This window comes from Microbispora corallina (assembly GCF_016863035.1).
Classification (GTDB): Bacteria; Actinomycetota; Actinomycetes; order Streptosporangiales; family Streptosporangiaceae; genus Microbispora; species Microbispora corallina.
Window position 1 is genome coordinate 389,895 of the sequence record NZ_BOOC01000005.1, and the last position, 12,314, is coordinate 402,208.

General features: G+C 71.0%; 12 protein-coding genes. 7 read left to right on the plus strand and 5 right to left on the minus strand.

The genetic code is table 11. The annotated features are described in order from the left end of the window. Positions 1 to 40: 40 nt before the first annotated feature. The 4 genes from dnaJ to Mco01_RS09795 all read left to right on the plus strand — a co-directional run bounded on the left by dnaJ (position 41) and on the right by Mco01_RS09795 (position 5,463). Complete coding sequence (dnaJ, locus tag Mco01_RS09780) at positions 41 to 1,219, plus strand: molecular chaperone DnaJ (RefSeq protein ID WP_036325285.1); 1,179 nt, start codon at positions 41 to 43, stop codon at positions 1,217 to 1,219. 49 nt (positions 1,220 to 1,268) lie between these two features. After that, positions 1,269 to 1,571, plus strand: a complete 303-nt coding sequence (locus tag Mco01_RS09785; RefSeq protein WP_269750602.1) for a heat shock protein transcriptional repressor HspR — start codon at positions 1,269 to 1,271, stop codon at positions 1,569 to 1,571. 27 nt (positions 1,572 to 1,598) lie between these two features. Continuing rightward, positions 1,599 to 4,190 (plus strand): ATP-dependent chaperone ClpB, encoded by a 2,592-nt coding sequence (gene clpB, locus Mco01_RS09790; RefSeq protein WP_204056549.1) that lies wholly within the window; start codon positions 1,599 to 1,601, stop codon positions 4,188 to 4,190. A gap of 97 nt (positions 4,191 to 4,287) precedes the next feature. Then, positions 4,288 to 5,463, plus strand: a complete 1,176-nt coding sequence (locus Mco01_RS09795) for a hypothetical protein (RefSeq protein ID WP_204056550.1) — start codon at positions 4,288 to 4,290, stop codon at positions 5,461 to 5,463. Between the two features lie 474 nt (positions 5,464 to 5,937). Here the strand turns inward: Mco01_RS09795 and Mco01_RS09800 are convergent, their stop codons facing one another. Further along, on the minus strand, positions 5,938 to 6,474 hold the full coding sequence (locus Mco01_RS09800) for a YfgM family protein (protein ID WP_204056551.1): 537 nt from the start codon (positions 6,472 to 6,474) through the stop codon (positions 5,938 to 5,940). 173 nt (positions 6,475 to 6,647) lie between these two features. On the opposite strand from Mco01_RS09800, the gene Mco01_RS09805 reads away from it, so the two are divergent. Continuing rightward, positions 6,648 to 7,034: a hypothetical protein gene (locus Mco01_RS09805; RefSeq protein ID WP_204056552.1), complete on the plus strand. Its 387-nt coding sequence runs from the start codon at positions 6,648 to 6,650 to the stop codon at positions 7,032 to 7,034. On the opposite strand, the gene Mco01_RS09810 is transcribed toward Mco01_RS09805, so the two are convergent. Together Mco01_RS09810 and Mco01_RS09815 are read right to left on the minus strand one after the other, a co-directional pair. Next, on the minus strand, positions 7,027 to 7,749 hold the full coding sequence (locus Mco01_RS09810) for a TetR/AcrR family transcriptional regulator (RefSeq protein ID WP_239103462.1): 723 nt from the start codon (positions 7,747 to 7,749) through the stop codon (positions 7,027 to 7,029). The genes Mco01_RS09805 and Mco01_RS09810 overlap by 8 nt on opposite strands. Positions 7,750 to 7,863: 114 nt before the next feature. Next, complete coding sequence (locus Mco01_RS09815) at positions 7,864 to 8,946, minus strand: CapA family protein (RefSeq protein ID WP_239103463.1); 1,083 nt, start codon at positions 8,944 to 8,946, stop codon at positions 7,864 to 7,866. A 143-nt stretch (positions 8,947 to 9,089) separates the two neighbouring features. Between Mco01_RS09815 and Mco01_RS09820 the strand changes: the two genes are divergently transcribed. Both Mco01_RS09820 and Mco01_RS09825 read left to right on the plus strand, forming a co-directional pair. Further along, positions 9,090 to 9,590 (plus strand): Fur family transcriptional regulator, encoded by a 501-nt coding sequence (locus Mco01_RS09820; RefSeq protein ID WP_204056554.1) that lies wholly within the window; start codon positions 9,090 to 9,092, stop codon positions 9,588 to 9,590. Continuing rightward, a complete protein-coding gene (locus Mco01_RS09825; protein WP_204056555.1) occupies positions 9,587 to 11,035 on the plus strand; it encodes a catalase in 1,449 nt (482 codons plus the stop codon). Before Mco01_RS09820 ends, Mco01_RS09825 begins: the two co-directional genes overlap by 4 nt. Positions 11,036 to 11,103: 68 nt before the next feature. On the opposite strand, the gene Mco01_RS09830 is transcribed toward Mco01_RS09825, so the two are convergent. Both Mco01_RS09830 and Mco01_RS09835 read right to left on the minus strand, forming a co-directional pair. Continuing rightward, positions 11,104 to 11,310 (minus strand): DUF397 domain-containing protein, encoded by a 207-nt coding sequence (locus tag Mco01_RS09830; RefSeq protein WP_036325277.1) that lies wholly within the window; start codon positions 11,308 to 11,310, stop codon positions 11,104 to 11,106. A 61-nt stretch (positions 11,311 to 11,371) separates the two neighbouring features. Next, positions 11,372 to 12,229, minus strand: a complete 858-nt coding sequence (locus Mco01_RS09835; protein WP_036325276.1) for a helix-turn-helix domain-containing protein — start codon at positions 12,227 to 12,229, stop codon at positions 11,372 to 11,374. Positions 12,230 to 12,314: the final 85 nt, after the last annotated feature.

Consider the following 12,314-nt stretch of genomic DNA (forward strand, 5'->3'; position numbering starts at 1 on the left):
GACGACCAATGACCCCTTTTCTCTGTGAGGGAAGCGATAGATGAGCACCAAGGACTACCTGGAAAAGGACTACTACGCCGTCCTTGGTGTGCCCAAGACCGCGACCGCCGAGGAGATCAAGAAGGCCTACCGGAAGCTGGCCCGGCAGTACCACCCGGACGCCAACCCGGGCAACAAGGAGACCGAGGAGAAGTTCAAGGAGGTCTCCGAGGCCTACGACGTGCTGTCCGACACCAAGCGCCGCAAGGAGTACGACGAGGCCCGCACGCTCTTCGGGTCGGGCCTCGGCGGCTACGCCGGCACCGGCGCACAGCGCGGCGGCGGCTTCAACTTCGACTTCGGCGACCTGTTCGGCGGCAGCGGCGGCGGGACCGGCGGCGGTGAGCGCATCGGCGACCTGTTCGGCGGGCTGTTCAACCGGGGCGGCGGGACGCGCACCACGACCACCTCGCGGCCGCGGCGCGGCCAGGACATCGAGTCCGAGGTCACGCTCGGCTTCGGCGAGGCGGTCGACGGCACCACGGTGTCCCTCAGGCTGACGAGCTCCTCGGCCTGCGCCGCCTGCGGCGGTACCGGCGCCAAGGCCGGCACCACGCCGCGGGTCTGCCCGACCTGCGAGGGCACGGGCGCGGCCAGCCGCAACCTCGGCAACTTCGCCTTCTCCGAGCCGTGCCGCGACTGCCGCGGCCGCGGCCTCGTGGTCGACGACCCCTGCCCGGTCTGCGAGGGCAGCGGCCGGGGCAAGAGCACCCGCACGATCCAGGCCCGCATTCCGGCCGGGGTGGGCGACGGGCAGCGCATCCGGATCAAGGCCAAGGGGGCGCCCGGCGAGAACGGCGGCCCCGCCGGCGACCTCTACGTGCTGGTCCACGTGAAGCCGCACCCGGTGTTCGGCCGCAGCGGGGAGAACCTCACCGTGACCGTGCCGGTCGCCTTCCCGGAGGCGGCGCTCGGCGCCGAGATCAAGGTGCCGACGCTCAAGGGCATGCCGGTGACCCTGCGGATTCCCGAGGGCACCCCCAATGGGCGCACGTTCCGGGTCCGCGGCCGCGGCGCCGCGCGCAAGGACGGCACGAAGGGCGACCTGCTGGTCACCGTGCAGGTGGCGGTGCCCCAGAACCTCGACGACAAGGCCCGGGCCGCTCTGGAGGAGTTCAGGGACGCCACCGAGGGCCCCGACCTACGCGAAGAGCTGATCAAGCAGGCCAGAAGCGAGTGAGCCGATGGATGCGAACTTTTTCGATCTTTCCGATGACACACCCGTATACGTGATCTCGGTGGCCGCCCAGCTCTCCGGGCTGCACCCGCAGACCCTCCGCCAGTACGACCGGCTCGGCCTCGTCAGCCCCGGCCGTACGGCGGGCCGCGGGCGGCTCTACTCCACGCGGGACATCGTGCTGCTGCGCGAGGTCCAGCGGCTGTCCCAGGAGCACGGCATCAACCTCGCCGGAATCAAGCGCATCCTCGAGCTCGAGACCGAGAACATGCGTCTGCGGGAGGAGGTCGCCCGGCTCAGGGGCGAGCTCACCATGATGAGGGCGCTGGTCCGCTACGAACTGCCGCCCGCGTAACGTCGCGAATCGAGGCATCGAACACATATGGACTACAAACTCACGCAGAAGAGCCAGGAGGCTCTGTCGGGGGCGGTCCGCCGCGCGGCCGCCGAGGGCAATCCCGAGGTCGCGCCCGCCCACCTGTTCGCGACCATGCTGACCCAGACCGGCGGCATCGCCGTACCGCTCCTGGAGGCGGTGGGCGCCGACTGGAAGCGGCTGCGCGTCCAGACCGAGGAGCTGCTCGACCGCCTGCCCAAGGCGCAGGGCTCCACGGTGAGCGCGCCGTCCAGCTCCCGGCAGCTCCTCACCGTGCTCAACACGGCGGCCCAGCGCGCCAAGCAGCTCGAGGACGAGTACGTCTCGACCGAGCACCTGCTGGTCGGGCTCGCCGCGGACGGCGGCCAGGTGGCCGACCTGCTCAAGGCCGAGGGCGCCACACCCAACGCCCTGCTGGAGGCGTTCGAGAAGGTCCGCGGGCACGCCCGGGTCACGAGCGAGACGCCCGAGGACACCTACCAGGCGCTGGAGAAGTACGGCGTCGACCTCACCGAGCGGGCCCGGTCCGGCAAGCTCGACCCGGTCATCGGCCGGGACGGCGAGATCCGCCGCGTGGTCCAGGTGCTGTCGCGCCGCACCAAGAACAACCCCGTGCTGATCGGCGAGCCCGGCGTCGGCAAGACGGCCGTCGTCGAGGGCCTCGCCCAGCGCATCGTGGCGGGCGACGTGCCGGAGAGCCTGCGCAACAAGCGCCTCGTCGCGCTCGACCTGGGCGCGATGGTCGCCGGAGCCAAGTACCGCGGCGAGTTCGAGGAGCGCCTCAAGTCCGTGCTCAACGAGATCAAGGAGAGCAACGGCCAGATCGTCACGTTCATCGACGAGCTGCACACGATGGTCGGCGCCGGGGCGGCCGAGGGCGCGATGGACGCCGGCAACATGCTCAAGCCCATGCTGGCCCGCGGCGAGCTGCGCATGATCGGCGCCACCACGCTCGACGAGTACCGCGAGCGCATCGAGAAGGACCCCGCGCTCGAGCGGCGGTTCCAGCAGGTCTACGTCGGCGAGCCGACGGTCGAGGACACGATCGCGATCCTGCGCGGGCTGAAGGGCCGCTACGAGGCGCACCACCAGGTGCAGATCTCCGACAGCGCCCTGGTCGCCGCGGCGACGCTCTCCGACCGCTACATCACCGCCCGGTTCCTCCCCGACAAGGCGATCGACCTGGTCGACGAGTCGATGTCCCGGCTGCGCATGGAGATCGACTCGCGGCCCGTGGAGATCGACCAGCTCCAGCGCAACGTCGACCGGCTCAAGATGGAGGAGCTCGCGCTGGCCAAGGAGACCGACGAGGCGAGCCGCCAGCGGCTGGCCAAGCTCCGCGAGGAGCTGGCCAACCGTCAGGAGGAGCTGAGCGCGCTCATCGGCCGCTGGGAGCGGGAGAAGGCCGGCCTCAACAAGGTCGGCGAGCTGAAGAAGCAGCTCGACGAGGCGCGCGGCGCGGCCGAGCGGGCCCAGCGCGACGGCGACTTCGAGGCCGCGTCCCGGCTGATGTACGGCGACGTGCCGCGGCTGGAAAAGGAGCTCGCGGAGGCGACCAAGGCCGCCGAGAAGGCCGAGGCCGAGTCCGAGCCGATGGTCAAGGAGGAGGTCGGCCCCGACGACATCGCCGAGGTCATCTCGTCCTGGACCGGGATCCCCGCCGGGCGGCTGCTCGAGGGCGAGACGGCCAAGCTGCTCCGCATGGAAGACGAGCTGGGCAAGCGCCTGATCGGGCAGAAGGACGCCGTCCAGGCCGTGTCCGACGCCGTGCGACGGGCGCGGGCCGGCATCTCCGACCCCGACCGGCCCACCGGCTCCTTCCTGTTCCTCGGCCCGACGGGCGTCGGCAAGACCGAGCTGGCCAAGGCCCTCGCTGAGTTCCTGTTCGACGACGAGCGCGCGATGACCCGCATCGACATGAGCGAGTACGGCGAGAAGCACAGCGTCGCCCGGCTCGTCGGCGCACCGCCCGGCTACGTCGGATACGAGGAGGGCGGCCAGCTCACCGAGGCCGTCCGCCGCCGGCCGTACACGGTCGTGCTCCTCGACGAGATCGAGAAGGCCCATCCCGAGGTCTTCGACATCCTGCTCCAGGTGCTCGACGACGGCCGCCTGACCGACGGGCAGGGCCGCACCGTCGACTTCCGCAACACGATCCTGATCCTGACCTCCAACATCGGCTCGCAGTTCCTCGTGGACCCGACGATGGAGACCCAGGCCAAGCGCGACGCCGTGCTCAACGCGGTGCGCGCGTCGTTCAAGCCGGAGTTCCTCAACCGGCTCGACGACATCATCGTGTTCGACGCGCTCGGGACCGAGGAGCTGTCGCAGATCGTCGACCTGCAGGTGTCCCGGCTCGCCCAGCGGCTGTCCGACCGGCGGCTGCGCCTGACGGTCACCCCCGCCGCCCGCGACTGGCTGGCGCTGACCGGCTACGACCCGCTGTACGGCGCCCGCCCGCTGCGCCGGCTGATCCAGTCGGCCATCGGCGACAAGCTGGCCAAGGAGCTGCTGTCCGGTGCCGTCCACGACGGCGACGAGGTAATCGTCGACTTTGACGAAGCAGGGGACACGCTCAGCATCCGGGCCTCTCGGTAAGGTCTTCGCCACCATTGCGGCAAGCCGCTCCCGGGCTTTCCCCCTGATCGCTACGTTCGGCGTTCGTCGGACTACGTACGCGATCAGGGGGACGTGGATGTCCAGGACGTCACGAAGTATTCGAGGGCGGTGCGTCGTGCTGGCGGCCGTCACCATCGGGGTGAGCTGGCTCACGGGGGGCCATGCCATGGCGGAGGACGGGACCAACGCCGCCGGCGCCTGCGAGGCGCAGAACCAGAACGTGCCGGGCGGGCTGGCCAATCTGGCCCCCGCCACGGGCGTGCTGAGCATCGCCGACGCCGCCGGTGCGGCGGCCGCCCAGGGCCGGCCGTCGCTTCCGGGCAGGACCGTCTCCGGCGCCCTTCCCACCCGGGTGGGGCTGCCCGCCCTGCCGGCCGCGCCCGGGACCAAGACCCTTCCCGCACCGCTGTCCGCGGCTCCCCGGGCCGGTCTGCCGGCCATCACCCCTCCCAAGATCCCCAGCACGGGCGCCGTCTCCGGGGCCGCCTCCCAGGTGCCGTCGAAGGCCGCGCTCCCGCAGACCAAGATGCCCCTCCTCGCCGCGGCGCCGTCCCGCCCGGACACCTCCGACGAGGTCTGCGCGCCGGCGGCCGCTCCGATGGCCGCACCGCTCACCGCGCCGCTGGACCGTCCGCGCACGGACGCCCGGGTCCACCCGATCGGCGAGGCGCACCCCAAGGCCCACCGGCGCCACCCCAAGCCGGAGGCCCAGCAGAACGGCAACCAGCAGAACACGCCCGCCGAGCAGGACAGGAAGGCGCGGCAGGACGCCGCCGGCGCCGCCACGGATACGGCGGACCAGAGCTCCGGCAGCTTCCAGGCCTCCAGCTCCGACCAGAGCCGCGAGCAGCGCAGGCTGCACCGCCACCGTCACCACAAGCAGGGCGCCCAGGCGGCCGGTCAGAACGGCGCCGCCGACGTGAGCCAGGCGGCGCCCCCAGTCCAGCAGCCAGTCCAGCAGCCAGTCCAGCAGCCGGGCGCGACCGGCCAGGACACTGCGGCCACCGCACCGCAGGACGCCGCGGCGCACCAGCGCAGGCACCACAGGCACCGCAAGCACCACCGCCGCCACGAGGCGGACGGCGCCGCGACCGGCCAGACCGGCGCGCAGGATTCCCGTCCGGAGCGTGAGGGCCGCGTGTATCCGAAGGCGGCGGTCCAGCCGCAGAGCGCCGACATCACCGCTCCCGCCCTTGACCAGGCGGCGGGCGTGGGCGACCTCGCCGACGCCGGGAGGACGATCCTGCCGTGACCGGGGTGCGGGCTCCGGCTGGGAGCCCGCACGGTCCGGAAACGGAGACCGATAGAAAAGGGGCACACGCCCCACCGGCCCGCCGGAGGCGGGTCCCAGGGTCGCGACCCTGCCGCACCGCCCAGCGCGGACGGCCGGAGGGTCGCGGCCCTGCTTTGCATATAGCGGCCCTGCTCTGCGCGAAGCGGCTCCGCTCTGCACGAAGCGGACTGCTCTGCGCGAAGCGGCCCCGCTTCGCCCATAGGAGGAAACCGGGCCGGGGCTGTCACGGCCCCTTTCCTCGTCGTACATCCCCCGTCCGCACGCGTCGGGCAGGCTGGAGGGGCCGGACCGGCCGCGGGGACGGCAGCGAAAGGGGCCGTGATCCACGGCCCCTTTTCGTATGCGGGAACGTCTCGCCGGGTCGCGGCCCCGGGTCGTGTCCCTTACGGGAGTGGCTCGACTCGTGTCCCTGACGGGAACCGGGTCGTGTCCCTACCGGGAGATGTCGAGCAGGGCGTCGAGGTCGTCCTCGGGCAGCCCGAGGTCGACCCGGATGCGGTAGCGGGTGCGCAGCAGCGAGTCCCTGATGGGCGAACCGGGCGGGCAGGCGCGCACGCCCCGGGTGGCCCACTCCAGGGCGCCGTCCGGGTCGCCATAGGCCGCCAGCGTCTCCGCCACGGTGAGGGCGGTGGCCGGGTTCCAGCCGTCCGCCTCGATGGCGGCGACGACGTCCCGGGCCTCCTCCGGCCGGTCGAGCTCGAACAGCGTGTCGGCGATTCCGGCCCGTGGATCGACCGGCACCTCGCCACCGTCCTCGACCGCGCTCTGGAAACGGTCCAGAGCGGTCGCGGGCTGCCCCGCCTGACGCCACTCCTCGGCCGCGAGCACGAGGATCGCGGCCCGCGACATCTCCCCGGATTCATATCCACCTGCCAGCGCGTCGAGCCGGCGGGCGAGGGCGCCGTGGTCGTCGAGCAGCAGGGCCTGCTCGAGCAGTCGGTCCAGCTGCTCATTTGTCACATGTGACACAGAGCCGAGGCTACCGACGTCCGCGTGTTTTCGCAGGACATCCCCGGGACATCGGCAGGCATTACCAATGCCACAATTCGTGCACGTTTGGCTACTTACCGCTTTTCTCCTCAGGTACCCGGGCATATTGCCCACGCTGTGCTAATCCCAGCTCGGCGGAGGAGCGATACGCCATGTCCAAGCGGGTCATTCTGACTCTGGCTTCCGCTGCTGTGCTGTCCGCCCTCGTCCCGGGCGTCGCCGGTTACGCGACGGCGCAGTTCCAGGCGCTCGACCAGGCGCGCAAGGAGCTGGCCCGGCTGCAGGCCCAGCTGCAGATGATGGAGCTGACCGTGGAGCCGGCGGCCGCCGTGCCCTGCGGCCCCTCCGGGCGCGGCCACTCGGGCACGGAGACGGCGCTCGACGACGACAGGGAGCTGACCATCCCGCCGCGGACGCACACGAGGCCGTGGAACAACGCGACCTCCGGACGCGTGCTCACGCCCACCCTGTTCACCTCGCTGTCCGTGCCGAACACGGTCTCCGGGCCGGAGCCCGGCGCACCGCGCCGGCTCAACTGACGGAGGTCTCTCCATCCCTTTGGACGCCGCGCAGCTGCCGGGACAGGTAGCCGCGGACCAGTTGCTTGGCCTCGGCCACGATCTCGGGCGCGCCACGCGGGTCGTGGCGGAAGGCGAGCTTCAGGACCGCGTCGCCCGCCTCGACCGCGACGAGGATGGCACGATCCAGGTCTTCGCTGTCGACGAGCCCGAACTCGGCCAGCAGCAGCGCCCGGAGTCGTCCGGCGATGACCGTGTTGTTGTCGGCCACCGAGTCGAGCAGGTTGAGGTCGAACACGTCGCCGAAGTGCAGCGAGCGGAAGCCGGGCACGGTCCGGTGCATCTCGACGTACTCGTCGATGATGGCGTCGACCGCGTCCCACCAGCCGCTGTAGTCCTCACAGATGAAGCGGCGCCCGACCCTGGCCACGAACCGCTCGACGTTGCGCCGGGTGAGGGCCTGGGTCAGCGCGCGCTTGTCCGGGAAGAACTGGTAGACCGAGCCGATCGCGACCCCGGCGCGCTCGGCGACCCGGGTGGTGGACAGGCTCTCGTAGCCGCCCTCGTCCAGCAGCTCGGCGCAGGCGTCCAGCATCCGCTCGACCCTGCGGGCGCTGCGCCGCTGGATGGGCCGCCGCCGCAGCGGCTCGCCCTGGTCTGGCGAGGGGGACGCCTCGGGGTCCCCCTCCACCGGTGGCCGCTCGCGTTCCGTCATGTGCTCACTTACCGGCCGCATGGACACACCACCATCTTGCCCGCTGGAGGGCGTACGGTCAGGCCTTACCGGGCACTCGCCTTATTTGCCGGGCCTTTCCCCCACCCGGCCGGTCCGAAGCCCCCCGCCCGCTCGTCAGGCCGGGTCGCCGGACAGGCCGGTGCAGCCGCGCAGGCCCTCGAACGCCGACAGGGCCCGGTCCTTGGCCGCGCCCGTGGCCGGGATCGGGACGCCGCCGCTGATGCGGGCGGGGGTCCACTGGTCCTTGAGCACACGGCGGCCGTTGATCGTCAGCGTGAGCACGCCCGTCGTGCCGGTGTCCGGCCCCCAGTTGTAGAAGGCGAAGTTGCCCAGGCCGTAGGCGACGTACGCCCGGCCCGAGTAGCCGGCGCCCAGCAGGATGTGGGCGTGGGACCCGACCACGACGTCGGCGCCGGCCTTCACGAGCGTGGCGGCCAGGCTCCGCTGCGCCGGGGTGGGGCACTTGACGAGCTCGGTGCCCCAGTGGAGGAAGACGATGACCGTGTCCGAGGTCTTGCGGGCCTGCCGCACGGCCTGGACGAGCCGCGGCTCGTTCTTGGCGGAGGCGAGGCCGCCCTTGTCGTCGGTGGCCGTCCAGGACTGGATGAACTGCGAGTCGAGCACCTGGGTGGCCCCGATGACCGCGACGCGGTTGCCGTTGACGGTCGCGCGGAACGGCCGGTACGCCTCGGCGGCGTCCTTGCCGATCCCGACGACCGGGAAGCGGCTCTTCCTGATCGCCGCGAGCGTGTCGCGCAGGCCGCCCTCCATGTAGTCCATGCCGTGGTTGTTGGCCATGGTCACGACGTCGACCCCGGCGGCCTTGAGCGCGGTGAACGCCGCCGGCGGGGCGCGGAAGGTGAACTGCTTGCCCGGCGCGGGGGTGCCGCCGGTGGTGATGGCGGTCTCCAGGTTGAGGGCCGTGAGGTCCGACCTGCGCAGGACGCTCGCGATGGGCCCGAGGGCCGTGCGCGGGTCGCTGTCGAGGCGGGTGCGCAGCACGCCCTCGAAGTGCACGTCACCCGCGAACGAGATGGTGTACGGCTTGCGCGCGGGCTTCGGGGACGCCGTGGGGGACGCCTCGTTCCGCTGCTGCGAGGAGGCCGAGGGGATCGGCTCTCCCTCGGCGGCGGTGCACCCGACGGCGAGGAGGGCGACGGTGGCCGCGATGAGGGACAGGGCCGGGGGACGTCTCACGGCACCTGAGCATGCCATCTCGCGCCCGGATCTGGGGAGTCCGACATCCGGAGGCGGGGAACGCGGAAGCCGGATGCCCCGTCCCCACAGGCTGAACGATTCCTTTACTTGAATCATTCAGGTTTAGCGGATAGCGTGGCAGTGTGCAGGACACCAGCCGACTCCGCCAGGCAGGACTGCGGGTGACCGCGGCCCGTCTGGCGATCTTGCAGACCGTCAGGGACGGGGACCACCTCGACGTGGACGCGATCCACCACGGTGTGTGCGAACGCGTCGGCCAGGTTTCCCTCCAAGCCGTCTACGACTCGCTGAACGCGTTGCACCGCGGCGGGCTGCTCCGCCGCATCGAGCCAGCGGGGAGCCCCACGCGGTACGAGACGCGGGTGGGGGACAACCACCACCACCTCGTCTGCCGCCGCTGCGGGAGGGTCACGGACGTCGACTGTGCCGTGGGGCACGCCCCCTGCCTCGACCCGGTGTCCGACGCCGGGTTCCTGGTCGACGAGGCGGACGTCATCTACTGGGGCGTCTGCCCCGAGTGCCGCGCCGGCGACCGGAGTCTCACGGCCGGCGAGCACCACTCCACCGCGACCGCGCCCGAATCCGTTTCCCGCGACGAGGAACCCGGGAGGACCGCCCCATGACCGACAGGCCGATCACCACCACCGATGCCGGGATCCCCGCGCCGAGCGACGAGTTCTCGCTGTCCGTCGGCCCGAACGGCCCCCTGCTGCTGCAGGACCACTACCTGATCCAGAAGATGGCCCACTTCAACCGGGAGCGGGTCCCCGAGCGCGTGGTCCACGCCAAGGGCGGCGGCGCGTACGGCGTGCTGCGGATCACCGAGGACGTGAGCCAGTTCACCAAGGCGAAGCTCTTCCAGAAGGGCCAGGAGACCGACCTCTTCCTCCGGTTCTCGACGGTCGCCGGTGAGCTGGGCAGCGCGGACACCCAGCGCGACCCCCGCGGCTTCGCGATCAAGTTCTACACCGATGAGGGCAACTACGACCTCGTCGGCAACAACACACCGATCTTCTTCATCCGCGACCCGCAGAAGTTCTCCGACTTCATCCACTCCCAGAAGCGCCGCGCGGACACCAACCTGCGCGACCACAACATGCAGTGGGACTTCTGGACGCTGTCGCCGGAGTCGGCCCACCAGGTGACGTTCCTGATGACCGACCGCGGCACGCCGAAGAGCTGGCGGCACATGCACGGCTTCGGCTCGCACACGTTCCTCTGGTACAACGCGGCCGGGGAGAAGTTCTGGGTGAAGTACCACTTCAAGACCGACCAGGGCATCGAGAACTTCACCGACGCCGAGGCGGCGGCGGTCGTCGCGCAGGACGCCGACCACCACCTCCGCGACCTGAACACGGCGATCAGGAACGGCGACCACCCCTCGTGGACGGTCAACGTGCAGATCATGCCGTTCGAGGAGGCGGCCGACTACCGCTTCAACCCGTTCGACCTGACGAAGGTGTGGCCGCACGGCGACTACCCCGAGATCACGATCGGCAGGTTCGTCCTCAACCGCAACCCGGAGAACTACTTCGCCGAGGTCGAGCAGGCCGCGTTCGAACCGGCCAACCTGGTGCCGGGCATCGGGGCCTCGCCGGACAAGATGCTGCAGGGCCGGCTGTTCTCCTACCCGGACACCCACCGCCACCGCATCGGCCCGAACTACCTCCAGCTGCCGGTGAACCGGCCGAAGTCGCCCGTCCACAGCTACAACAAGGACGGCGCGATGACGTTCGCGAACCCGGCCGACCCGCTGTACGCGCCGAACAGCGCCGGCGGCCCGGCGGCCGACGCCTCGCTCTTCGCCGGCGAGAACTACCGGATCGCCGGTGAGATCATCCGCAGCGCGTACGCGCGGCACCGCGAGGACGACGACTTCGTCCAGCCGCGGGCCCTGTGGGAGAACGTGCTGTCCGAGACCGACCGGGAACACCTGGTGGGCAACATCGTCGGCCACGCCTCGGCTCCCGAGGTGACGGCCGGCATGAGGAAGCGCGTGGTCGACTACTGGACCAACGTGCACAAGGACCTCGGCCAGGGCGTCGCCCAGGGCCTCGGTCTCTCCTGACCCCCGTTCCCCCGTGCTACGGCTTGCGCAGCCCCGGCGGCGCAAGCCGTAGCCATGTCCGGGAGCGCTCAGACGTCGAACTCGCCGTCCTTGACGCCGCCGATGAACGCGTCCCACTCCTGTGGGGTGAAGACGAGGACGGGACCGTCCTGGTTCTTGCTGTCCCGAACGCCGACGTCGCCTCCGGGCAGGACGGCGATCTCGACGCAGGCGCAGTTGTTGGCGCTGCGGCTGCTCTTCCACCAGGAGACGCCGGGCAGGTCAGTTGCGTTCATCTATTCGGTCTCTTTCCCCCGCGGTTCGTCCCTTCCGGGTGACCGCGGGGCGGCTATGGGCTCATCGCCATCGACTGGAACTCTTCTCGATGAGGTGCCGGGAGGCCTCGGCGTCGAGCGCCTTGGTCTCCAGGTAGTCGAAGGCGACCTCGTAGCGGTAGACGATGGTCTCGTCCTCGACAAGACGCCCGCCCAGGAGAGCCTCCAGGTACACGACGTCATGGAACTCCGGCACCTTGAGGTGGCAGAACGCCCCGGTGTTGATCGGATGCTCCGCCTCCAGAGGCAGGACCCGGATCGTCACATGGGGCAGCTCCGTCGCCTCGACCAGGCGCCCGATCTGCTCGCGCATCACCTCGTCGTCACCGAAGCGGCGCAGCAGGACGGACTCCTCCATGACGACCGACAGGTTCAGCGGGCTCTCCGCCTCGAGGACGGCCTCCTGGCGCGCCATCCGGACCTCGATCCGGCTCCGGACGTTGCCTGGCGCCTCCAGCGTGCTCCGCTGACCGCTCTCCATCATGGCTCGGACGTACGCCTCGGTCTGGAACAGGCCCGGCACAACTTGGGGTTCCCAGTTGCGTGCCGCCGTGGCCTCGGCCTCCAACCCCAGGAACGTCGTGTATTCCTTGGGGAGGGAGTCCCGATACTCCTCCCACCAGCCCCTGCGCGCGGCGTCCCGGTGCAGGGCGAGCAGCTCGTGGCGCTGGCTGGAATCTACCATGTAGATCAAGAGAAGGGCCTCCACGTCGGCCCTGCGTGGCGACGTCCGCGCGGTCTCGATGCGGCTCACCTTCGCCGCGGACCAGCCCAGACGCGCGGCCACCTGGTCGCCGGTCAGGTCGGCGCGCTCGCGTAACCTTCGGAGCTCCTGTCCCAGCCGCCTCCGGCGGACGGTTGGGCTGCCATGGTCCGGCATCCCGGCGGACCTCCTTCGCCGCGCCACGAGGGCGTACGAGATGGGACGCCCTTTCCGGAAGGCTACCTCGCCGGCCCCCGTGCAA